Genomic DNA, 20,559 nt, shown 5'->3' on the forward strand with positions numbered 1-20,559 from the left:
ACCCACCCCACCCGAACCCCCACCCACGATTTTGCGCCACCCCTGAACAGCCATGAGTGACAGGGACACCACCTGTCCCTCGCTTCGAATTCTGCCGATAACCAGGTGGTTCATGCTGCGTGGAGCACGCATCACACCCTGCCCGTGCGCTATTGTGAACGCGTGAGCGCCGAACGTGACGAGCTGCTGCGCCTGGTCCGTGAGATCCCGGATGAACAGGTGCCGGAGGTTCTCGCCGATGTGCGTAAACATCTCTATGCTGTGCCGTCCCCCACGTGGCCGCCGGACTGGTTCGGCAGCGCCGAAGGTGACGGCACCGCGTACGGCGCCAGAAGCGAGGAACTGCTGGGTGACGGCTTCGGCCAGTCCGCATGATCGTTTGCGATACCGGGCCACTCGTCACGGCTGCTTTTCAGAAGTGATCCCGACTATCACGCCTGTACTGAACTGTTCACGTCACTCTTCCTCGCCAACCGACCTATCCTCATCCCGACACCGATCCTCGGTGAAGTCGGCTACCTCCTGGGTCGCCTGGCCGGTGCTAAAACCGAGGCAGGGTTTCTCCGATCCTTGGCTTCAGGGGTTTTCGCTCCGATCGCACCGGAGAGCGAGGACTATCAGCGGGCAGCGGAGTTAGTCGAGCAGTATGCAGACTTCCCGCTGGGAACGTGTGACGCGACGGTGATCGCTGTCGCCGAACGTCTCGGCATCACCGAGGTCGCCACTCTGGACAAACGACATTTCAGCGTCGTACGGCCACGGCACATGGCGGCGTTGACATTGCTGCCGTGAAATCCTGAACACAGTGGCCGGTCAGAGAGAGCGTGGCCGTAGCGCACTTCGCATGCGAACTGTTGCGGTAGCAACCTGGTCGACAGCGACGCATCGGGTTGGCCGCCGAACTGGCCGAGGACGCCGTACCGACCCGCCTCGACATAGCGCCCGAGATGGGACACGTGTGGCATCTGCTCGCCGGGCATATTCCGGCCGCGGACAAAGCTGTCGCCGACGCTGTCACGTTCGCCGAACAGCACCTCGCCGCGGCATGAATCCGGCAGCAGCAGCACAACTGCCCTGCGGAAGTCTGCAATTCCGAGTCAGGCGTCGTAACGCGTGTCGAGGTCGGCGGTGTCGAAGGAGGCTTCGGCGAGTTCGGATTTGACTACGGCGAAGGCGGTGGATTGGTTGTAGCCGCGGCGGGCGAGCATGCCGACGAGGCGGCGGAGGGCTTTTTCCCGGTCGAGGGTGGTGGGGAGGGTGCGGAGTTTGCGGCGGACCAGGTCGCGGGCGCGGGATTCTTCGTCGTCGTCGGTGATGGCGTCCAGGGCGGGGGCGGCGTCGGCCGGGTCGACACCTTTGCGGCGAAGTTCTTGGGCGAGCGCCTGTTTGCCCTTGCCGGAGAAGGTGTGCCGGGAATGGACCCACTGTTCAGCGAAGGCGGCGTCGTCGATGAGGCCGACCTCGGTGAGACGGTCCAGCGCGCGATCGGTGACGTCGGCGGTGTAGCCCTTGGCCGCCAGACGCTGAGCGAGTTCGGCACGGCTGCGGGCGCGGACGGCGAGCAGGCGCAGACACGCCTCTTTGGCCTGCTCGACCGTCCCGCCTGGCGGAGTCTGCTCCGTGGAGCGCGCACCCCGCTCGGATCCGGCCGCCACCGGATCCGCCCATCGGCTTTCGGTACTTTCGGTATCAGCCGAATGGGAATCTGTGTGCGGGAACGCCTTCCGGCGTCCACGACGGGACGAGCCCGCGCGGGACCCGGTCGAACGCGCCCGCTGCGGATCGGGCGCGCTCGACCGAGTTCCCATGGTGTCCTGTTCGGCCGAACCACCTTCGGCCGACGGGACTCGTCCGGGTTCCTGTCCGCCGAGCCGAGATCCGACCGGATCGGTGGCGGCACCAGAGGCAGACAGGAGTTCTTGGAGCCGGCGCCGCATCTCCTGCACCGGTTCGGACCGCGACTCATCGGGCGCGGTCCGGCGCGGTCGGGGCGAGCGCCGGCCGTTCATCGGATCAGAAATCGGCGGGAACCTCGGCGGCCGGGGCGCTCACATCGGCGCCGATGCCGAGCTTCTCCTTGATCTTCTTCTCGATCTCGTCCCGCACATCGGTGTTCTCCAGCAGGAACTTTCGGGCGTTCTCCTTGCCCTGGCCGAGCTGGTCGCCCTCGTAGGTGTACCAGGAGCCGGACTTGCGCACGAAGCCGTGCTCGACGCCCATGTCGATGAGCGAGCCTTCCTTGGAGATGCCCTGGCCGTAGAGGATGTCGAACTCGGCCTGCTTGAACGGCGGGCTGACCTTGTTCTTCACGACCTTGACGCGGGTACGGTTACCGACCGCGTCGGTGCCGTCCTTGAGCGTCTCGATGCGGCGCACGTCGAGGCGGACCGAGGCGTAGAACTTCAACGCCTTACCACCCGTGGTGGTTTCGGGCGAGCCGAACATGACGCCGATCTTCTCGCGCAGCTGGTTGATGAAGATCGCGGTGGTGTTGGAGTTGCTGAGCGCACCGGTCATCTTGCGCAGCGCCTGGCTCATCAGGCGGGCCTGCAGACCGACGTGGCTGTCACCCATCTCGCCCTCGATCTCGGCGCGCGGCACCAGCGCGGCCACCGAGTCGATGACGATGATGTCGATAGCGCCGGACCGCACCAGCATGTCGGCGATTTCCAGCGCCTGCTCACCGGTGTCCGGCTGCGAGACGAGCAGCGCGTCGGTGTCGACACCCAGCTTCTTCGCGTATTCCGGGTCGAGCGCGTGCTCGGCGTCGATGAAGGCCGCGATGCCGCCCTGCGCCTGCGCGTTGGCCACCGCGTGCAGCGCGACCGTGGTCTTACCCGAGGATTCCGGCCCGTAGACCTCGATGATGCGGCCGCGGGGCAGGCCGCCGATGCCGAGCGCGACATCCAGCGAGATGGAACCGGTGGGGATCACCGCGAGCGGCTGACGTACTTCTTCGCCGAGGCGCATGACCGCACCCTTGCCGAAGCTCTTCTCGACCTGAGCCAGTGCGAGTTCGAGCGCCTTGTCGCGGTCGTACGCCTGTGGTGCCATGTCCTGATCCCCTTTTCGACGGGTAAGTCTCTGCTGTGGTTGGCGCCAACATTAGAGGGCGGCACCGACAAGTTCTGGCGCCAAGGTTAGACGAACAGATGTTCGAGTCAAGCGACGCGCCCGGCAACACGCGATCCGAGTTTTGTGTACTCGGCAAACGCGGCGCGATCACCGCCCCGGCGCGACCCGGTCGCTGTCGAGCAGCGTCTGCGCCTGCTTCAGGACCCGCAGCGAGGGCGTGACCTCCAAGTCGGTGATGCCGTCCAGCGCGCCGAGCCGCTCGGTGATGTAGCGGTAGAGATGGGGCGTGTCCCGGCACAGGACGGACGCGAACAGGTTGGTCGGCCCGGTGGTCGCGGCCACGAAAACGATCTCCGGATGCGTCGCCATCGCCCGCCCCACCGCGTCCAGCTCGGCCGGGCGCACCCGCAGCCACAGGCCGCCGCGCACGGTGAACCCCATCCGTTCCACCGCGAAATCGAGATCGAAGTACAGCACGCCCGCCCGCTCCAGCTCGGCCATCCGGCGCGCGACTCGTGGTGCGGTCCAGCCGGTTTCGGCCGCGATCTGAGCGTAGGGCGCGCGTCCGTCCCGGCCGAGCAACGCGAGCATGGCCTCATCCTCGGCGGACAGGTCCACCGGCAGGTCCGGCCCGAACTCCTCGCCCAGGGAGCGCGCCGAGCCCGACGCGCAGCCCGATCGCTGCCCCAGCGCGCACAGCTGCGGCGCGGTGAACAGGTGACCGAAGCGCGGCCATTCCTCGTCGGCCGGGAACCGGTGCATCACCTCGTGCGCGGTCACCCCCAGCACCTGGCTCGCCTTCGGCAGCGTGTGCAGCAGCAGCGCGTCGCGCCGTTCGATCGAGCGCGGCCGGCTCACACACGTCACCTCGGAGCCGGTGGACAACAGCGTCACCCAGCTCAGATCCGGGAATCTGGCCAGGGATTCGGCCAAGCGCAGCGCTTTGTCGGGCGTCGAGCGGATCCGCAGCACCCAGCGCGCGTGCCCGAGCGGCACCGCGTTCACCTGCCCCGAGACGTGCAGGATCCCCCGCTGGCGCAGCGCGCGATAGCGGCGCGCGACCGTCTGCTCGGAGACGTCGAGGAGGGCGCCGAGCTTGGCGAAGGGAATTCTGGCGTCGCACACCAGCGCGTGCACGATCTGCTTGTCGAGCACGTCGAGTACGGAGGATTCCACGGACCCATCGGACTGCATGGGAGGAATCTAACGCAAGTCCCCGCCCGGCTAGGTGGATGCGTTCGATTGCCGCACGCTTGGCGACGATATCGTTCGATTCCGCCATGGAGGCTCCTGTGAGGAAATGGCTCCCCCTGTTCGCCGCGTGTCTCGGCACGTTCATGTTGCTCATCGACGTCACGATCGTGAACGTCGCACTGCCCGACATCGCCGTCGATCTGCGCGCCGGGCTGTCCAGCCTGCAGTGGGTGGTGGACGGGTACGCGCTGGCGCTGGCCGCGCTGCTGCTCGTGCTCGGCTCGCTCGCCGACCGGGTCGGCGCGAAACGCGCCTACCTCGCCGGGCTCGTCCTGTTCGCCGTGGCCTCCCTCGGCTGCGGTATCGCCGGTACCGCGACGAATCTCATTGCAGGAAGGGTACTTCAGGGCGTCGGCGGCGCGGCCATGTTCGCGACCACGCTGTCGCTGCTGCACGCCACCTACACCGGGCGCGACCGCGGTATCGCGTTCAGCATCTGGGGCGCGGTGACCGGCGCCGCGGCCGGTATCGGCGTGGTGCTCGGCGGCGTGCTGACCGACCTGTTGTCCTGGCGCTGGATCTTCTTCGTCAACCTGCCGATCGCGGTGGTCGCTATCACGTTGACCGCCACGGTGTTTCCGGCCTCGGCCCGCCGCGGTGATCGCGCGGTCGACGTACCGGGCATGCTCACGTTCGCCACCGCCGCGACGGCACTCACCTACGGGGTGATCCGCGGCGGCGAGCACGGCTGGTCGGACGGTCTCGCCGTGCTCGCGCTGGTACTGGGCGTCGCGGCGCTCGCGGGTTTCGGGCTCGTCGAATCCCGCAGCACCGCACCGATGTTCCCCTTGGCCCTGCTGGGCAATCGCGTCTTCGGGGCGACATTGCTCGGGGCGAGTGGGCAGACCTTCGCGGCTTTCGCGTGCACGCCCCTGGTGTCGCTCTGGCTGCAACAGCAGTTGCGGATGACGCCGCTGCACGCGGGACTGGCCCTGTTGCCGATGGCCGCGACCGCTTTTCTGGTCGCCGCGGTGTTCGGCCGCTTCCTGCACGACGTCGAGCCGAAGTGGACGATCGGCGCCGGGCTGGTGGTGATCGGCGCGGGGACCGGGCTGCTCACCTTGATCGGGCCCGGGTCATCTTGGCCCGCACTGATTCCCGGCTTCGTGGTGCTCGGCGTCGGCGTCGGCATCAACGCGCCCGCGCTCGTCTCCGTGGGTATGGCCGCGGTGCCGCCGCAGCAGGGCGGTACGGCGGCGGGCGCGGTGAACACCGCCCGCCAGCTCGGCCTCGCCCTCGGAGTCGCCGTGCTGGGCACGGTGTTCCGCGGCGTCGCGGGACCGGCGCAGCCGCTGTCGTTGTCCCGGTTCGTCGCGGGCCTCGACGCCGCGTTCGTGGTGGCCGCGGGCGTCGGCCTGGCCTTCGGAACGGCCGCCTTCGTCCTCTTCCACCGGGCGCGGACCGCCGCCACCTCCGGCGCACCGGATCGGGAAGCGGTCGCCGCCTGACGGTTTCGCGCGGATGCCGCCGTCCCGGCCGGGACGGCGGCACGGTCGTCACTGTTGCGGGAGCACCGAGGTGTCGCCCGCGGGGCGGGGCCCGTGGATGCGGCGATCGGATTCGGCGATGGCGACATCGTTGATGCTGGCTTCACGACGCGACATCAACCCCTCCGGGGTGAACTCCCACTGTTCGTTGCCGTAACTGCGCCACCACCGGCCGGATTCGTCGTGCCATTCGTATTGGAAGCGCACCGCGATACGGTTGCCTTCGAACGCCCAGAGATCTTTGCGCAGGGCGTAGCCGTTCTCCACCGACCATTTGCGGGTGAGGAATTCGACGATGGCGGCACGGCCGGTGAAGAACTCGTCGCGGTTACGCCACACCGAATCCTCGGTGTAGGCCGCGGCCACCCGCTCCGGATCGCGGGTGTTCCAAGCGTTCTCGGCGGCCAGCACCTTCGCCTTGGCGGATTCGAGATCGAAGGGAGGCAGTGGGGGTCGCATGGACGTTTCCTTTCTCAGGGGTTGGCCGGGGACAGTTCCGGCGCGGTCCACCGGAGCGGGCCGGCCGGGTGGTCGACCACCTCGGTGAGGGTGAAGTCGATCGAGCATTGCGCGCCGGGCGCGGAAGTCCGCGGCGCCCAGACCAATTCGGCGGTGCCGGTGAGCTGGAGCGCCCCGCCGGTGGCCCAGTTCGGGACGAGCAGCCCGCAGCGCGGATTGACCTCGATATTGCCGAGCGTCATGAACATCGAGTTGCCGCGATAGTCGGGCCAGCGCAGCCGGGTCGGGGAAAGCACCTCCAGGAAGCCGGGATTGCCGCCGCGGTGCGAGGCGTCGGCGTTTCCGTCGGCGTCGGCGGTGGCGGTGAAGAACGCGTCGGCCGCCGTGATCGCCGCCCGCTGTCGCGCATCGAGTGCCGTGCTGTGGCGCGGCGACTGCGCCGCCCCCGGCTGGTAAGACTCGATCTCTCGGCGGGATATGTACTTCGGGCAATTGGAGTAGACCTGGTCGGTCACGATCCGCAGGCCCGCACCGTCCGGAGTGACCGTGCCGTTGACGCGCATCCGCCTGCGCCGCTGCGGTTGCAGGGCGATCATGCCGATCCGCGCGACGCCGGTCAGCGTGTCCCGCAACGGATCCCCGGCCGCGGGCCGCGCCGCGACGGTGATCGTGCCCGCGTCCACGGCGTGGATGAAGCCGGGCGGGCCGACCAGCTCGCTCGCCCACAACCTGCCCGCCGCGTCCGCGGCGGCGATCACCAGCATCGGCTGCTCGGCGAGGAAAGCCGCGGCGACGGCCGGGATGTCGGCTCGGATCATCCGGCCGACCCGTCCGGCGATCTCCGCCTGGCCCATCCGCTGCTGCACGGCCAGCTCACCGGAGTGGAAGGGGGCCATCGCATTACTCCTGTCCGAGAGGTACCGCGACGGGCGGAACTGCCCGTCGCGGCGTGCAACGGTCTTGCGGCTCAGAAGAATCCGCAGGTGGGTGCGGAACCGGTCGGCGCGGGTGCGCATTCGGCACCGGCGGGCGCGTAGACCTCGAGCCGGATGCCGTCGGGGTCGGTGAAGAAGATGCCGCCCGAGCTCGCGCCCTCGCTGTGCGCGACGACGCCGTCGTGCGCGAACGACACCGAGCGCTCGCGCAGCACCGCCTCGACCGCCCGTACCTGGTCCATAGTGTCCACTTGAAACGAAAGATGATGCAGGCCGGGCGTTTCGGTAGCGAACTCGCCGGTGCTCTGCTCCCACAGGGTCACCATCACCTTGCCGTCGATCCCCAGGAAGGCCCACTTGCGGTCGTCGCCGGTACTCGCGGCCACCTGATCGAAACCCAGTGCGCTGCGGTAGAAGTCGACCGAACGTGCCAGATCGGCGACGTTGAGCCCGATATGCCCGGTGACGAGCGTGGGTGCGGCGACTGCGGTCATATGTTCCTCCTCTAACCGGCCAAACCGTCTTTATCAGTTTGACTGGTTAGAACATAACCAGCGCAGGACTCGCCGTCAACTAGTAAAAAGTAGATAGACAGTTAGAATGACACTGACGCCCTGACCGACCGCAGGAGGTGGATACCCTCAGTCATGCACGATCCCCGCCCCCACCTCGGCGAACCGCTGGCCCTCGATCTGCTGGACACGCGGTGGAACAAGCACGGACAGCTGCAGGACCTGCTCACCGACGTGACCGGTCTGGCCATCTGGCTGTCCTCGGCCGGGCTGACCGAACGGGCGCAAGCCGACGAGGCGACCCGCGCCGCGACCCTGGCGGCACGCGCCGCCATCTACGACGTCGTCCGGCACGCCACGCACGACGCGCTGAACGAGGTACTCGACCACGGCCGCATCCGGCGCACCCTCACCGACACCGGCCCCGCGGAGGTCGTCGACGTGCCCGATCCGGCCTGGCTACCCGCCTGGCTCGCGGCCGACAACCTGCTGCGGCTACTCGCCGACGCGCCGGACCGCATCCGGCAGTGCGCGCATGCCGACTGCGTGCTGTTCTTCTTCGACACCTCGAAGAACGGCACCCGCCGCTGGCATTCGATGGCGACCTGCGGCAACCGCACCAAAGCGGCGCGGCACTACGCGAAAAAGACCTGACCTCAGAACAATTCGTCGAGCAGGCGGTAGTACTCCAGCCGCACGGGATCCGGCTCGGCCAGGCCGTAGGCGGCGAAGAACGCCGTTACTTCCGCCGCACCGAAATCGTCGCGCAGATCCCGCACCGCCAGCGCGAGATCGCGGTAGCGATCGGCGACGCCGAGCGCGCCGACGTCGAGCAGGATCGCGCCTTCGAGCACATTGGGCGGCGTGAAATCACCGTGCGCCACCACGAGATCCGTTTCCGCCGGGCGCTCGGCGAGCAGCCGCTCGAGTACCTGCTCCGGCGAGGAATCCTGGTTGTCGTCGTCGAAATCGCCGGCGTCGACCAAGCCCTCGATCACCTGCCGGCGGGCCTGCGCCAAGACGAGGTCGAGCCGTCCGTCGAACGGGCACTCGGCGATCGGGATGCTGTGCAGGGTACGCAGCAGCGTGCCCATGATCGTGCCGACCGAGTCCGCGCCGGTGCCGGATTCGCCGCGCGCGGCCAGACTCGGCACGCCCGCGTCGGCGAGCACCAGCACGTCCTCGGCGTAGACGGTGCTCTCGGGTAGTCGAATCCCGCGCTCGCGCAACCAGTTCAGCCGTTGCTGTTCGGCCACCGCGCGCGGTCCCCGCTTCACCCAGTAGGTCCCGTTGACGAACGAGACGCCACCGCTCATCCCTTCGTGCTCGTCGGACCAGCTCGGCGCCTCGCCGAGCACCGCGGCCACCGCGGGCGGCAGCGAAATCGGCAGCGCGGACAGGGTTTCCAGCGCCACCCTGGTGGATTCGATCTCCTCCGGATCCCCTTCCGCGATCCGCAGCTCGAGCGCTTCCCGCAGCAGGGTGTGCGCCTCGTCCAGCCGATTCTGTTCGGCCAGCGCCTTGCCGAGATGCTGCACGGCGAACGACAACACGTCGGGCGCGGCGGCCCGCGCGTGCGTCACGGCCCGCGTGTACAGCGTCTCCGCGGTCGCCGCGTCGCCCTGGTAGCGGTACACGTCGCCCAGATTGATCCACACGGTGATCCGGCGCTGTTCGGTGTCCACGAGTTCCAGCGCGCGATCCAGGTGGTCGAGCGCCTCGGCGTAGCGGCCGAGCAGCATCGCCTCGATCCCGGTCTGCCGGAACCCCGCGAAATCGACCGGCGCGGCCGCGGCAAGGCGCGCGGCCAGCCGCTCCGGATCCACCGGGATCATCCGCTGCCGCTCGTCGAACCGATACAGCGGCTCGTCGTGGCCGACCGCCCGGCCGGACACCGTCACCACCGTCCCCGCGGCACATCGAACTCCGCGCACAGGGCCCGCCACACATCACGCGGGTCCACGCCCGCTTCGATGGCATCGGCTCCCGTCCGCCCCAGCGATGGGATCACGTGATCGGCCAGCAGGGCGTCACCCCTGGCCGACCCGAACTCGGTATGCAACAGTTCCTGGAACTCCGTCAACCGCACTGTGCCCAAGATACCCGCGCTCGCCCGGCCGTCCCACGGCCCCCGTTCGCGGCGGCCCGGCACCGCGCTATCCGGCCCGCACCCCGTCGAGCACGCGGTGACACAGTTCGACCGGGTCGGCCACCTCGTTCGCCGACTCTGCCGCGGCCCGCGCGGCAACGGCGAAACTCTCGGTGGACAAGATCTCCAGGACGGCCGCGCGGACCGCTTCCGTGGTCAACGGCCGCACCAGCAGCGAACTGCCTTGGCGAGCCGCCCGGTTGGCGAGTTCCCATTGGTCGCCGCCGCCGGGAACGGTCACCAGCGGAACCGCCGCCGAGAGCGATTTCGCGAGCAAGCCGTGCCCGCCGCCGCCCACCACCACCGAGGCGTGGGTGAGCAGTTCGTCCTGACGGCCCAAACCGGCGGTGGCCCAGGCGGGCAGTTCGGCGGGCGGGGTGTCGAGCATCGAGATCGCCACGCGGACACCGGCATCGGCGAGCGCGGCCAGGACGGTCTCGACCATGCCGGTCACCCCGGTGTGCGCGGTCGAGGGCGCGACCATCACCAAAGGGCCGTCCCCCGTGGGTGGTTGGAGAATTTCCGCGGTGGGCTCCCAGAACAGCGGCCCGATGACGTGCGCGTTGTCCGGCCAGTCCGGGCGCGGCACCTCCAGCGCGGGCAGCGTCGCGATCAACCGCGCGGCCGGGCCCGGATCGGCGGCGGGCAGCCCGACGCTCTCGCGCGCCTGTTCGCGCTGCCGCAGGCCGTGCCGGATGTCGCGGGCGGTCATCGTGCGCAGCATGCCGTCGCGCATCCGGCCGCGCAGACCCGTGCCGGGCGCGAGGCCACTTCCGATGGGCGGCAAGGCTTTCGACGGGAGATACAGCGGGTGCGGGGACAACTCGACCCAGGGCACGCCGAGCCGTTCCGCGGCCATGCCGCCGCCCGCGGTCAGCACGTCGGAGACCACCAGCTCCGGGAGCATCGCGCTCAGGTCGGGCAGGATCTCGGTGGAGATATGCGCGGCGCGCTCGTGAATCCGCTGGCCGGCGTCGGTGTCGTCGTCGGCCGGGCGCGGGGCCAGGCCCTTCAACCGGCGCACCCCGATACCGGCGTCGCGGGCCGCCTCGAACCAGCGCGGACCCGTGAACAGCACCGGTTCGTCGCCGGCGGCCAGGAAACGCAAGCACAACGCGATGGCGGGAAACGCATGCCCGGGATCGGGCCCCGCGACTACGGCTACTCGCATCGGCCCAGCCTGCCACACCACATAACGGCCGGGTCACACCCAGCCCCCACTTGGTCACCTGCTCGACAGCAGAACTTCACGTGACCTCGCACCGCACCGGCGATATGGTCTAGACCAATCGAGTGCGGAGGTGGGAACGATCGTGCAGGTGTCCACGGTGGACGAACTCATGGTGCTGCTGGCGAACGGCGCGGACGTCTGGGACATGCCGGACCGCAGCGGCGATCCGGTCGACATCCTCGACCACGACCGGCAATGCGCGGAACTGCTGCGCCTGCACTGCCCGGACGACGAGGAACTCCAGGTCGCCGGGCTGGTGCACGACATCGGCCACCAGCTCGTCCCCGGCGACGACGCGGGCCATGGGCGCCACGGCGCCGCGGCGATCCGCGGGCTGCTCGGCGCGCGGGTGGCGCGGCTGGTCGAACTGCACGTCGTCGCGAAACGCTATCTCGCAGCGACAGATTCAGCACATGCCGCGGAGCTGTCGCCGTCCAGCCGCCGCACACTGGTGGCGCAGGGCGGACCGATGGACGACGCGGAGATCGCGGCGTTCCGCGCCGACCCGGACTTCGAGTCCGCCCTCACACTGCGCCGCGCGGACGACGCCGGAAAGGTCGTCGGCCTCGCGGTCGCACCGCTGGCGTCCTGGCGTCCGGTGCTCGACCGAGTCGCCGCCCGGCACGGCTAGCCCCTATTCGCGCACCACTTCTGTTTTCCCGCACCCGATTTCGCAGGCCAGAGCGGGTGCGGGAAGTCAGAACGGGTGCGTCAGTGGCCCGCGGCAAAGTAGTACAGTTCGAAGCCGACCGCGTGGGGGGCCGGAAATCCGTCGATGGGGGCGGTGGCGCGCTCGACGATCGCGCGCACCTGGTCCTCGACCGGTTCGGCGCTGAGCACCTCCAGGTAGCGGCGGTGCTCGGACAACGACGCCTTCGCCTGATCGACGTGAGCCGAGACGTCCACGGCGTGCGTGGCTTTCGGACCGGCCACCGCGCCCCAGCGCGCCGACCACGGCGGATCGGTGAGGTCGGGGAAGATCCACTCGTTGCCCGCGTCGGCGATGGCGTCCAGCGCGGCCCGGCCGACGGCCCGATGGTCGGCGCTGTTGGCGAAGCCGGGCGCCCAGGTGTCGCCGAAGTTGAACAGCACCACCAGTTCCGGTCGATGGCGACGGATCGCTGCCGCCAGGTCGCGCCGCAGCTGTAGGGTTTCCTCCACCCTGCCGTCCGGATAACCGAGGAACTCGACCTGATGCACGCCGACCGCCGCGGCGGAGGCGATCTCCTCGCCCTCGCGCAACGGGCCCGACTCCGCGGGTGGCGTTCCGGCGATACCGGCCTCGCCGCTGGTGACCAGGACGTAGCGAATGTCCTTGCCCTGTCCCGTCCACCGGGCCACGGCGGCGGCCGCGCCGTACTCGATATCGTCGGGATGCGCCACGATCACCAGCCCGCGCTGCCAATCCTCGGGTACCTGCTCCACTGAACCCCTCTTTCGGATGAGTCAGGCCAGCGTACGCAAGTGGGCCGTGCGCTCCCCCCATCCGGGGAGCGCACGGCCCATCGGTCGGTCGGCGCGCGACTTCGCTCGCGCTACCCGGTGGCATCCCGGCCACACCTGGTTCCGCCGACCTCCGCCCGCGACGTGGCTCCGCAGCGCCCGACGCGCGCTGAAGCCACTGCGCGGCCGGAAACTACAACTTGCTCACGGTGGACTTGTCCGAGCCCGCCACCGCCTTGTAGAGCAGGTACAGCCCGAACACGATGGCGCTGATCACCAGGATCGGGAACAGCCCCTTGATCAGCGCACCGATGATGGCCAGCGCGATCCAGACGACCGCGACGATACCGATGATTTTCCAAAGCATTGCCAGCCTCCGAGGTCTCGTGAACCGCCCCTCCGACGATCCGACATGTTCCATGCTGGCACCTCGACACCGAGAAATCACCAGGTCAACGCCGATATCCGGGGAAAATCAGGGTTCACCCTGAGCCCGGATCACCCGTGGGTCGCGCGTGGCCACCGCGGCGACCGTGGCCGCCGCGAGCGCCACCACCAGCACCGCGGCCAAGGGAGCAGCGCCACCCGTGCCGAAAAGACCCACGAGCGGCGAAGCCGCCGCGCCGAACAAGAACTGCCCGCCGCCCAGCAGCGCCGACGTGGCGCCGGGCGCGGCACGACCACGCTGCTGCGCGAGGGTGACCACGGCGGGAAAGAAGACACCGAACGCGGTGAGGGAGAAGAACAGGCAGAACCACGTGACGGCGAGCGAACTGCCGACGGTGACCGAGACGGCGAACAGCACCGCGGACCCGGCCAGCGCGAGCGCCGAGCTCGCCACCAGAAGTGTTGCCGCGGACCGGCGTTTCACCAGCCGGCCGTACCCGAGGCTGCCCGCCATATTGCCCACGGCGTTGACGCCGTAGACGAGGCTCGCCGCGGCCGGCGTGAGCCGGTGGACGTCCTGGAAGACGAACGTGGTGCCCGCGATATAGGCGAAAACCGCTGCACCGCCGAAGGATATGACCAGCACCGGACCCAGGATGTCGCGCCGGGCGAGGAGCTCGGTCATGGCCCGCAAACCCGCGGTGATGCCGCCCGCCGAACGCGCCTGCGGTGGCCGCGATTCCGGGACCCAGCGCCGCACGCCCACGGCCAGCACCGCGCCGAGCGCGGCGAGCACCACGAACACGGCCCGCCACGGAAACACCAGTAGCAGTAGCCCTCCGGCCAGCGGCGCGAGAATCGGTGCGGCGGCGGTGATCGCGCCGAGCCTGGCATACACGCCGGCGAGATCTCGATCGGCGAAGAGGTCGGCGACCACGGCGCGGGCGAGCACGATGCCCGCCGCCCCGCTCACGCCCTGCCCGAATCGGGCGGCATCGAGGACCGTCATCGTCGGCGCCGCCGCACAGATCACCGAGAACACGACGAAGAAGACTGTGCCGCAGAGCAATACGGGGCGACGGCCGACGGCATCGCTCAGCGGCCCCAGAATCAGTTGACCTACAATGATTCCCGCCAGGAAGCCGGTCAACGACAGTTGCGCGGCGGCGGCATCGGCACCCAGCGACGTCGCCAGCTCCGGCAGTCCCGGCACATACATATCCGTCGCCAACGGTGCCGCACCGCTCAACCCGGCGAGCACCGCCAGGAGCCGAATCCGCTGCCCGGCAGGCAGACTCGTCGAGGGCGACACATCGGTCAGGGCGTGCCGCGTCACAGCGCGGGCGCCGCCCCGTCGGTCCGGGCGGCCGGTGGCCTGTCGCTGCCGGTTTCGGCGGCGGCCAGCTCGCGCAGCAGATCGGCGGCGATGCCGAGCATCGCCCGTTCGGCCTCGGTCAGTGTATGACGCAGCGCGGCGGCCAGCCACGCGTTGCCGTCACGCACGTGCTCCCGCAAGGCTTCCCGGCCCCGGTCGGTGAGCACGATGTGCTGCTGTCGCGCGTCGGTGTCGCTGCGCGAGCGGCGAATCCGGCCGTGCTCATCGAGTTCGTTCAGCACTCGGGTGAGCGACTGTGGTTGCAGCCCTTCGATGGCCGCCAATTCGGAGGCGGTGAGCGCGCCGCCGTGTGCGAGGTTCGCCAGCACCGACGCGGCCAGGCGCGGGAGCGGCCGAGCGCTACCGGGTTGTTCGGCTCGCAGCCGGGTGGCCAATCGCGACACCGCCCACCGCAGCGACTCGGCGACGCGCAGATCGTCCTCGGTGTATTCACCCACATCGACCATAGTTCCAAGCTAAAGCTTGGTATCTGCCGCGTCAATGTCGGTGTTTGCGAAAATTTACTAAGCTAATGCTTCATTACAGTGAAATCAGCCCGCACCTGACAACGAGTGGAGCCCCGGCTACCTCGGGCTCCACTCGTGCCGATCCGGCGGCTACCGGTCGCGCCTACGCTGGCGATCCTTGTCGATGCCCTCCGCCTCGATCTGCTCCTTGCGGACCGTGCCGGAGACCGTCTCCGAGTCCTCGACCTGATCGACGGCCAGACGGACGCGTTCGACCGGGACGGTTTCCTTGTTGACGGTCACCCGCTCCTCGTGCAGGGTCACCTCGCGTTCCTGCTCGCCGATGTCGGCCCGGCCCACGGCCGACGGGTCGGTGATCGGCTCGCGCTCGATCCGGACCTCCTCGTGCGTGGTCGGCACGGTGACGGACTGCTCCTCGGTCACCACGTACTTGTGCAGCCGCGCGGTGCCGACCTCCTCGGTCTCCTTGCCGACGGCCAGTCGCTCCTCCGAGCGCACCAGGCCCGCGGCCTCGTCGGGGCGCATACCGCCGCGCATCTGCTGCTTGCCGCCCATGTCCCAACCGGCCCGATTCGGGTCGATGTGGTAGTGCGCGAACAGTTCTCGTTCGGACTCGGCGCTGATCAGCCCGTCGTGATCGAGATGCGGCGCGCTCTTCACCTCCGACTTCTCCACCCGGACCTGCAACGTCTCCGGGTCGTGCCGCAACTCCGCACCGGCCAGCGGGACCAGCGAGTCGTCGCTGAACATGCCGGTGGAGACGGCCACCCAGGTCGGCGAGCCGGAGGTGTTGTCGACATAGACCCGCTTGACCTTGCCGATCTTGTCACCGCCCTGATCGAGGACGGCACTTCCGATGAGTTCTTCCAGCATTCCGGTCATGGTTCGATTCCTCCGCGTGCATTCGGTGCGGACGCAGGCCGACGGAACACGACCCGGCTGCCGCATTCGATGAAAAATATTCAGGCACTTGTCTTGTGCTCGGACTGGTCGAGATCGTCGGCGAGGCGCCTGGACCGCCGCGTGCGGCGGACCGGATCTGCGACGTTGCCCCAGGCCAGATATCGGCTGATATCGAGCCGCTGCGTGTCCTGGTCGATCGCGGACTTTCGGTAGGCAATATCAAGCATTGTCTGCTCCTGCCCTTGTAGTGAAGATTCCCGATCTCGTGTCCGAGGTCAGGCCGATCAGCTACACGATGGCAACTACCCGGGTCCGAGGGGCCCAAACACCTCGGCGCAGAATCGGCGATCGACCGGGGGAACAGCGACGACGCTGCCGGACGCGCCCGGCGGCGGGACCCGCGCGCACCGCGTGCCGAAGCCCGGGCATACTGCGGGGAACGTCCGCGAACAGCGTCGCTCGGGACCGTCGGATTCCGCTCTCCCGGCCGTGACCTGGTTCAGTGTACGGTTGTACTCTGATCTTGCGGTAGCGCTCGGTGGAGCGGAAGTCGAAGGGATGGTCGGCCGCCTGATGGAAAACGAACTCGCACAAGAACTCGCCGCCGCGGCGCGCAGGCACGGCGGCGCCATCGCAGGCATCGTGGGCGGTGCCGCTCGCAAGGCGTCCTGGGAAGTACTCGATCTGATGGCCGAGGGCCGCGAGCTGGTGGGGGCCGCACTGCGGGCCCGTGCCGAGGAGTTGCGCCGCCGGGACCGGCTGCGCTGAGGCGGGGAAACCGGCTGGTTCGAAACCGGTAAAAGAAGATGCCATCCGGTACAAAATGACGAATACCCTTGGCAGCCAGGCTGCTTGATGATTCAATCCGACGCATGGGGATTCGCCGGCTACTCGCCATGGCAGGCGTGGCCGTCACGGATCTGCCGGGCGCGTACGCGATTCCGGGCCAGGTCCGCCGCATCGGCTGTGTCGAAGACCATCAGGCCGTCGCCGTCGGGCTGGCGGCCATCCTGTCCGAACAACCCGACCTGACCGTCGTCGCCATGGCCCCGACGGTCCCCGAACTCCTCGCGCAGACAACGCAATTGGATCTCGCCATCTTGGATCTGCGGCTTTCGGACGGGTCCAGCCCGCGGGCGAACGTCGAGCAGCTGCGCGAACACGGCATCGACTGCCTCGTCTACACCACCGGCGACTGGCGCGACCTGATCCGCTCCGCCGCCCAGGCCGGCGTGCTGGGGGTGGCGTTGAAGAGCGACCCGGCCGAGAAGACCACGGCCATGGTGCGGGCGGCGGCCTCCGGGCGACATGTGGCCACGTCGGTGTGGGCCTCCGCGATCGACAGCGACCCGGCCCTGACCAATATCGATCTGCCGCCCCGGCAGCGGCAGGTGCTCGAGCTCTACGCCAACGGCGAGACCGCGGCCTCGGTGGCGCGCAAGCTGGAGCTGTCCGAACACACGGTCAACGACTATCTCGCGCGCATCCGCCGCCGCTACGCCGAGGCGGGACGCCCGGTGCGCACCCGCGTGGACCTCTACCGCGAAGCCACCCGGGACGGATTCATCGGCCGGGAACCACGGGAGCGATGATCGGCGCGCACCGGCCCGCCGACGCCCAGGCGCAGCGCGGCGCCGAGGCCGAGCTGGTGCGCGGTGCGAGCCTGTTCGTCGGCTTCGGCGGCGTGTTCTACGCCGCGCTCACCGTGCCGACCGCGCTGGCGCAGACCTCGCTGGCCGCGCCGTGGTGGACACCCCTCGCCTTGATCGCGGTCTATCTGCCGACCGTGGTGCTCGCCGTGGCGGCCGCGCGCTGGCGGATGACACTCGTGCGGCGGGCCGTGCTCGTGTTCGCGGCGGGCTACGCGCTCGCCGCGCTGAGCTGGCCGCTCCTGCGTACCGGCGAGATCGTCGCGCCCGAACAGTATCTGTGGCTGGGCTGGATCCCCGGCCTGCCCGCCGTCGCCATGTGCCTGTTCTGGCGGCTGGCGCCGTTCGGGTATCTGGCCGGCGCGGCGGTCGTCGCGCAATTCGATGTGATGCTCGCCCGCGGGCCCGCGGTACACAATCCGCTGCTGCCCGAAATGCTGTTCGCCTTCGCCTATTCCGCGTTCCCGTGCGCCGCCTGCGTGGTGCTGGTGCGGATCGGCCGGATGCTCGACCAGACCAGCAGCTCGGCGCTGGCCACCGCCACCGCGACGGCCGCGGCGGCGGCCCGGCGTTTCGAGCGGCGGCGGTTCGACGCGCTCACCCACGACGGCGTGATCGCCACCCTGCTCGAGGCCTCCCGCACGACGAACTCCCCGATCCTGGCCCACTACGCGCAATCCACGCTGCGCAATCTGGCGCGGTTGCGCTCCGGCCTGCCCGCTCAGGACGACCTCGACGTCGATCTCGTCGTCGCCGGGATCCGGGCGGCCGCCGCAGAGGTGGACGACCGGATACCGCTGCGCGTCACCCCGCACGACGGCGCCGACCTCACCGTGCCACCCGAGGTGGCGACCGCGCTGGCCGCGGCCACCGGCGAGGCGCTGCGCAACTGGAAGAAGCACGCGTGCTCGCCGGTGCGCGAAGCCGCGTGCGAGGTGACGGTGACCGCGACCCCCGCCGACATCCGGGTCGACGTGGTGGACGACGGCGTCGGCTTCGACCCGGACACCGTGCCGCCAGACCGGCTCGGCCTGCGCGCGAGCATCGTCGATCGGATCGCCCAGTTGCCCGGCGGCTGGTCGGCCATCGAGTCCACGCCGGGGCGCGGCAGCCGGGTGAGCGTCGGGTGGGCGGCATGACGACGCTGCGGCGATTGACGCAGCGATTGCGCGGCAAGACGATCCGGCGCGACGACGATCCCGCGGACGTGCGCGACATCCTCGGCATGCGCACGACCGCCGCCTATCTGCTGTGCGGACTGTTCGCGGTCTCGATCTACTCGATGGCGTTCGCGGCGGACGACGGTATCCGGCACCTCTGGATCACCGGCGTGGCGGCCACGATCATCCTGGGCGCGGGCGTCGGCATGCTCCTCGCCCCCGGCGACCCGCTCCCCCGCCCGCTCGCGATCGCGCTGGCCGCCGCCGCGCCGGTGGGCACGACGCTCGCGCTCTGGCAGCTGCCGGTGCCGATGGTCAATTCGACCCAGATCTGGTTCCTCGGGGCCGCTTCGGCGTATCTCAATTTCCTGTGCGTGCGCGGCGCGACGAGCTGGGCCTGGGTGGCGATGGCCTGCCAGATCGCCACCTGCGTCGTCTGGACGACGGCCACCGGTCAGGGGCCGCTACTCGGCGCCGGGTTCTCCTTCATCAACATCACCCCGTTGCTCATGGCCACCTTCTTCGCCAAAGTCGTCCGGCCCATCGCCCATTCGATCTTGAGCCTGCGCAGGCAGGACACCGAGCGGGCCGCTGCGGAGGCGGCCGCACTGGCCGCGCAGAGCGAGCGTGACGCGCGCATCGCGCGACTGGACAGCGCCGCCCGCCCACTGCTGGAGATCATCGCGCGCGGGCGCCCGCTCACCCCCGAACAACAGCAGGAGTGCCGGCTGGTCGAGGCACAGCTGCGGGACGAGATCGTGGGCGGGCTGATGGTGAATCCGGCGGTCGCCGCGGCGGCGCGCAGCGCGCGAGCGCGCGGTGTGCGAGTGGTGCTCGATGATGGCGGAGGCCTCGACGAGGCCTGCGACACGGTCCGCGACACGGTGCGCACCGTGCTGCGGGACGCGCTCGACTACGCGGACGGCGGCGAGATGAACGCGCGCGTTTTACCACCCGGGCGCACGAATGTGGTCTCGATTCTGTTGCGGGACAAGGACGAATTGCGCATCGATGTGAGCGCGGCCGGGGTGGTGCGCTCCGACCTGGATGTCCCGCACGTGGTTAGCGGAGGCAATCAAGACCCCTGAACTGAGGGCTGATTTGTGGGGAATTTCCTGATTGTTTGCCGCAGCCTAGAGTCGGAAGACGATGTCCGGCGCAGGATTCCGAGTCGTTCACCCCCGCGGAGACCAGCCGGAATCATTGCATAAAGGAAGTATCAATGATAGCCGCAACTTCGCACTCCCTCCCTCTGTCCATCGTCCGGCCGCACCCCCTTTTCCCGGCCGCCCCAGCCGTTCCGGCACACCACTGGCCCGACGCCGCCCTCTCCGCCCGCGAGCGTGAAGTGCTCGTCACCTGGGTGCTCTGTGATTCCAAAACCGATGTGGCACAGCGCCTGTACCTCTCCCTCGGCACCGTCAACACGCATATCACACGGATCCGCGCCAAGTACGCCGCCGTCGGCCGCACCGCCAACACCAAAGCGGCCCTGGTGGTCCGCGCCCTCCAGGACGGGCTGATCGACCTGGATGAGCTGTAATCCGATCCGATGACCGACCGGGCGCAGGCGGGGCTGCCCCGGTCCATACCCGCCGCACGGCGATGAGGGCCATGCGACGATCGACCGCCAACGGTGCGCAACGGCGCAGACCGCGCGCGACCACGAATCCGACAATCGAACCGGCTCAACTACCCGTCACCCGCGTGCCCTGACGAGCAATGGCGCTCGCCGACCAGGTCCGATGCCGAACGACGATGCTCGGCGTTGTAGGTTTTCGCGGCCGGGGCCGAGCCAGAGGTTTCGAGGCCGGAGCCAGGTTTCGCACCCGAGGAGGGCTAGGTTCTGTCTCGAAGTCCCTTCCGCGCCTGCCTAGTTCGGTATACCTGCCGCGGGAGTTACCGGGATAGTGCTGAGCACGTCGTGTGCCGTACCCGGCTTTAGGTGCAGGTCAGGTGCGCGGAGTGGGTTTCCGGCGTGGTCATCTGGCTGTGGTTGCGTCTCGAGCGGCTTGGGATAAAGAGGGCGGTTGGGGAGCGGACCGGTTGGTG

The 20,559-nt window shown here is 69.2% G+C and carries 26 protein-coding genes; 11 read left to right on the forward strand and 15 right to left on the reverse strand.

Annotated elements, in window-relative coordinates; translation table 11 throughout:
• Positions 1-162: 162 nt before the first annotated feature.
• The 3 genes from NVU01S_RS36695 to NVU01S_RS43780 all read left to right on the forward strand — a co-directional run bounded on the left by NVU01S_RS36695 (position 163) and on the right by NVU01S_RS43780 (position 1,049).
• Positions 163-375, forward strand: coding sequence for a hypothetical protein (locus NVU01S_RS36695; protein WP_141691623.1), 213 nt, complete (start codon positions 163-165; stop codon positions 373-375).
• Positions 376-447: 72 nt separating this feature from the next.
• Entirely contained in the window at positions 448-792 is a 345-nt protein-coding gene (locus NVU01S_RS36700) for a type II toxin-antitoxin system VapC family toxin (RefSeq protein WP_244467516.1), read from the forward strand.
• 98 nt (positions 793-890) lie between these two features.
• Positions 891-1,049 carry a hypothetical protein gene (locus NVU01S_RS43780; RefSeq protein ID WP_156161933.1) on the forward strand — a complete coding sequence of 53 codons (159 nt, stop codon included), beginning with the start codon at positions 891-893 and terminating at the stop codon, positions 1,047-1,049.
• A gap of 48 nt (positions 1,050-1,097) precedes the next feature.
• Here the strand turns inward: NVU01S_RS43780 and recX are convergent, their stop codons facing one another.
• From recX to NVU01S_RS36715, 3 genes are all read right to left on the reverse strand, one after another.
• Positions 1,098-1,655 (reverse strand): recombination regulator RecX, encoded by a 558-nt coding sequence (gene recX, locus NVU01S_RS36705; protein WP_043680695.1) that lies wholly within the window; start codon positions 1,653-1,655, stop codon positions 1,098-1,100.
• A 358-nt stretch (positions 1,656-2,013) separates the two neighbouring features.
• Positions 2,014-3,054, reverse strand: coding sequence for a recombinase RecA (recA, locus tag NVU01S_RS36710; protein WP_043680697.1), 1,041 nt, complete (start codon positions 3,052-3,054; stop codon positions 2,014-2,016).
• 168 nt (positions 3,055-3,222) lie between these two features.
• Entirely contained in the window at positions 3,223-4,269 is a 1,047-nt protein-coding gene (locus NVU01S_RS36715; protein WP_043680699.1) for an Lrp/AsnC family transcriptional regulator, read from the reverse strand.
• Positions 4,270-4,367: 98 nt separating this feature from the next.
• On the opposite strand from NVU01S_RS36715, the gene NVU01S_RS36720 reads away from it, so the two are divergent.
• Positions 4,368-5,777, forward strand: a complete 1,410-nt coding sequence (locus NVU01S_RS36720) for an MFS transporter (RefSeq protein ID WP_244467511.1) — start codon at positions 4,368-4,370, stop codon at positions 5,775-5,777.
• Between the two features lie 48 nt (positions 5,778-5,825).
• On the opposite strand, the gene NVU01S_RS36725 is transcribed toward NVU01S_RS36720, so the two are convergent.
• The 3 genes from NVU01S_RS36725 to NVU01S_RS36735 all read right to left on the reverse strand — a co-directional run bounded on the left by NVU01S_RS36725 (position 5,826) and on the right by NVU01S_RS36735 (position 7,704).
• Positions 5,826-6,275 (reverse strand): nuclear transport factor 2 family protein, encoded by a 450-nt coding sequence (locus NVU01S_RS36725; protein ID WP_042256904.1) that lies wholly within the window; start codon positions 6,273-6,275, stop codon positions 5,826-5,828.
• Between the two features lie 14 nt (positions 6,276-6,289).
• A complete protein-coding gene (locus NVU01S_RS36730) occupies positions 6,290-7,171 on the reverse strand; it encodes a pyridoxamine 5'-phosphate oxidase family protein (protein WP_043680753.1) in 882 nt (293 codons plus the stop codon).
• A gap of 71 nt (positions 7,172-7,242) precedes the next feature.
• On the reverse strand, positions 7,243-7,704 hold the full coding sequence (locus NVU01S_RS36735) for a VOC family protein (protein ID WP_043680701.1): 462 nt from the start codon (positions 7,702-7,704) through the stop codon (positions 7,243-7,245).
• A 153-nt stretch (positions 7,705-7,857) separates the two neighbouring features.
• Between NVU01S_RS36735 and NVU01S_RS36740 the strand changes: the two genes are divergently transcribed.
• Positions 7,858-8,376: a CGNR zinc finger domain-containing protein gene (locus NVU01S_RS36740; RefSeq protein ID WP_043680704.1), complete on the forward strand. Its 519-nt coding sequence runs from the start codon at positions 7,858-7,860 to the stop codon at positions 8,374-8,376.
• 2 nt (positions 8,377-8,378) lie between these two features.
• Here the strand turns inward: NVU01S_RS36740 and NVU01S_RS36745 are convergent, their stop codons facing one another.
• The 3 genes from NVU01S_RS36745 to NVU01S_RS36755 form a co-directional block, all read right to left on the reverse strand.
• Entirely contained in the window at positions 8,379-9,617 is a 1,239-nt protein-coding gene (locus NVU01S_RS36745; protein WP_244467512.1) for a phosphotransferase, read from the reverse strand.
• A 2-nt stretch (positions 9,618-9,619) separates the two neighbouring features.
• The gene (locus NVU01S_RS36750) at positions 9,620-9,811 is read right to left on the reverse strand and encodes a DUF3046 domain-containing protein (RefSeq protein ID WP_029899185.1); all 192 of its coding nucleotides are present in this window, start codon (positions 9,809-9,811) and stop codon (positions 9,620-9,622) included.
• 67 nt (positions 9,812-9,878) lie between these two features.
• Positions 9,879-11,042, reverse strand: a complete 1,164-nt coding sequence (locus NVU01S_RS36755) for a glycosyltransferase (RefSeq protein WP_043680710.1) — start codon at positions 11,040-11,042, stop codon at positions 9,879-9,881.
• A gap of 130 nt (positions 11,043-11,172) precedes the next feature.
• On the opposite strand from NVU01S_RS36755, the gene NVU01S_RS36760 reads away from it, so the two are divergent.
• The gene (locus NVU01S_RS36760) at positions 11,173-11,733 is read left to right on the forward strand and encodes an HD domain-containing protein (protein WP_175068941.1); all 561 of its coding nucleotides are present in this window, start codon (positions 11,173-11,175) and stop codon (positions 11,731-11,733) included.
• 80 nt (positions 11,734-11,813) lie between these two features.
• Here NVU01S_RS36760 and NVU01S_RS36765 read toward each other — a convergent pair whose 3' ends face one another.
• The 6 genes from NVU01S_RS36765 to NVU01S_RS43785 form a co-directional block, all read right to left on the reverse strand.
• Positions 11,814-12,527, reverse strand: a complete 714-nt coding sequence (locus tag NVU01S_RS36765) for a PIG-L deacetylase family protein (protein WP_043680712.1) — start codon at positions 12,525-12,527, stop codon at positions 11,814-11,816.
• Between the two features lie 211 nt (positions 12,528-12,738).
• Positions 12,739-12,912 carry a hypothetical protein gene (locus NVU01S_RS44370; RefSeq protein WP_014986821.1) on the reverse strand — a complete coding sequence of 58 codons (174 nt, stop codon included), beginning with the start codon at positions 12,910-12,912 and terminating at the stop codon, positions 12,739-12,741.
• A gap of 108 nt (positions 12,913-13,020) precedes the next feature.
• Positions 13,021-14,268, reverse strand: a complete 1,248-nt coding sequence (locus NVU01S_RS36770) for a multidrug effflux MFS transporter (protein WP_043680715.1) — start codon at positions 14,266-14,268, stop codon at positions 13,021-13,023.
• Complete coding sequence (locus NVU01S_RS36775) at positions 14,265-14,774, reverse strand: MarR family winged helix-turn-helix transcriptional regulator (RefSeq protein WP_052281313.1); 510 nt, start codon at positions 14,772-14,774, stop codon at positions 14,265-14,267. The genes NVU01S_RS36770 and NVU01S_RS36775 overlap by 4 nt, the downstream gene beginning before the upstream one ends.
• A gap of 150 nt (positions 14,775-14,924) precedes the next feature.
• Positions 14,925-15,677, reverse strand: a complete 753-nt coding sequence (locus NVU01S_RS36780) for a PRC and DUF2382 domain-containing protein (RefSeq protein ID WP_043680717.1) — start codon at positions 15,675-15,677, stop codon at positions 14,925-14,927.
• 80 nt (positions 15,678-15,757) lie between these two features.
• Positions 15,758-15,925 carry a hypothetical protein gene (locus NVU01S_RS43785; RefSeq protein ID WP_156055100.1) on the reverse strand — a complete coding sequence of 56 codons (168 nt, stop codon included), beginning with the start codon at positions 15,923-15,925 and terminating at the stop codon, positions 15,758-15,760.
• Positions 15,926-16,271: 346 nt separating this feature from the next.
• On the opposite strand from NVU01S_RS43785, the gene NVU01S_RS36785 reads away from it, so the two are divergent.
• The 5 genes from NVU01S_RS36785 to NVU01S_RS36805 all read left to right on the forward strand — a co-directional run bounded on the left by NVU01S_RS36785 (position 16,272) and on the right by NVU01S_RS36805 (position 20,050).
• Positions 16,272-16,466 carry a hypothetical protein gene (locus NVU01S_RS36785; RefSeq protein ID WP_141691625.1) on the forward strand — a complete coding sequence of 65 codons (195 nt, stop codon included), beginning with the start codon at positions 16,272-16,274 and terminating at the stop codon, positions 16,464-16,466.
• A gap of 128 nt (positions 16,467-16,594) precedes the next feature.
• Positions 16,595-17,290, forward strand: a complete 696-nt coding sequence (locus NVU01S_RS36790; RefSeq protein WP_052281314.1) for a response regulator transcription factor — start codon at positions 16,595-16,597, stop codon at positions 17,288-17,290.
• Positions 17,287-18,486 (forward strand): sensor histidine kinase, encoded by a 1,200-nt coding sequence (locus NVU01S_RS36795; protein WP_043680723.1) that lies wholly within the window; start codon positions 17,287-17,289, stop codon positions 18,484-18,486. Before NVU01S_RS36790 ends, NVU01S_RS36795 begins: the two co-directional genes overlap by 4 nt.
• Entirely contained in the window at positions 18,483-19,595 is a 1,113-nt protein-coding gene (locus NVU01S_RS36800) for a DUF8320 family protein (RefSeq protein WP_244467513.1), read from the forward strand. Before NVU01S_RS36795 ends, NVU01S_RS36800 begins: the two co-directional genes overlap by 4 nt.
• 134 nt (positions 19,596-19,729) lie before the next feature.
• A complete protein-coding gene (locus NVU01S_RS36805) occupies positions 19,730-20,050 on the forward strand; it encodes a response regulator transcription factor (protein WP_081594183.1) in 321 nt (106 codons plus the stop codon).
• The last annotated feature ends 509 nt before the right edge of the window (positions 20,051-20,559 follow it).

Source organism: Nocardia vulneris (genome assembly GCF_001613425.1).
Classification (GTDB): domain Bacteria; phylum Actinomycetota; class Actinomycetes; order Mycobacteriales; family Mycobacteriaceae; genus Nocardia; species Nocardia vulneris.

Bases quoted from the DNA above. Each gene is read 5' to 3' on its own strand.
- recA (WP_043680697.1), bottom strand. From the start codon at position 3,054: ATGGCACCACAGGCGTACGACCGCGACAAGGCGCTCGAACTCGCACTG.
- NVU01S_RS36715 (WP_043680699.1), bottom strand. From the start codon at position 4,269: ATGCAGTCCGATGGGTCCGTGGAATCCTCCGTACTCGACGTGCTCGAC.
- NVU01S_RS36725 (WP_042256904.1), bottom strand. From the start codon at position 6,275: ATGCGACCCCCACTGCCTCCCTTCGATCTCGAATCCGCCAAGGCGAAG.
- NVU01S_RS36730 (WP_043680753.1), bottom strand. From the start codon at position 7,171: ATGGCCCCCTTCCACTCCGGTGAGCTGGCCGTGCAGCAGCGGATGGGC.
- NVU01S_RS36735 (WP_043680701.1), bottom strand. From the start codon at position 7,704: ATGACCGCAGTCGCCGCACCCACGCTCGTCACCGGGCATATCGGGCTC.
- NVU01S_RS36740 (WP_043680704.1), top strand. From the start codon at position 7,858: ATGCACGATCCCCGCCCCCACCTCGGCGAACCGCTGGCCCTCGATCTG.
- NVU01S_RS36755 (WP_043680710.1), bottom strand. From the start codon at position 11,042: ATGCGAGTAGCCGTAGTCGCGGGGCCCGATCCCGGGCATGCGTTTCCC.
- NVU01S_RS44370 (WP_014986821.1), bottom strand. From the start codon at position 12,912: ATGCTTTGGAAAATCATCGGTATCGTCGCGGTCGTCTGGATCGCGCTG.
- NVU01S_RS36775 (WP_052281313.1), bottom strand. From the start codon at position 14,774: ATGGTCGATGTGGGTGAATACACCGAGGACGATCTGCGCGTCGCCGAG.
- NVU01S_RS36780 (WP_043680717.1), bottom strand. From the start codon at position 15,677: ATGACCGGAATGCTGGAAGAACTCATCGGAAGTGCCGTCCTCGATCAG.
- NVU01S_RS43785 (WP_156055100.1), bottom strand. From the start codon at position 15,925: ATGCTTGATATTGCCTACCGAAAGTCCGCGATCGACCAGGACACGCAG.
- NVU01S_RS36785 (WP_141691625.1), top strand. From the start codon at position 16,272: ATGGAAAACGAACTCGCACAAGAACTCGCCGCCGCGGCGCGCAGGCAC.
- NVU01S_RS36790 (WP_052281314.1), top strand. From the start codon at position 16,595: ATGGCAGGCGTGGCCGTCACGGATCTGCCGGGCGCGTACGCGATTCCG.
- NVU01S_RS36795 (WP_043680723.1), top strand. From the start codon at position 17,287: ATGATCGGCGCGCACCGGCCCGCCGACGCCCAGGCGCAGCGCGGCGCC.
- NVU01S_RS36800 (WP_244467513.1), top strand. From the start codon at position 18,483: ATGACGACGCTGCGGCGATTGACGCAGCGATTGCGCGGCAAGACGATC.
- NVU01S_RS36805 (WP_081594183.1), top strand. From the start codon at position 19,730: ATGATAGCCGCAACTTCGCACTCCCTCCCTCTGTCCATCGTCCGGCCG.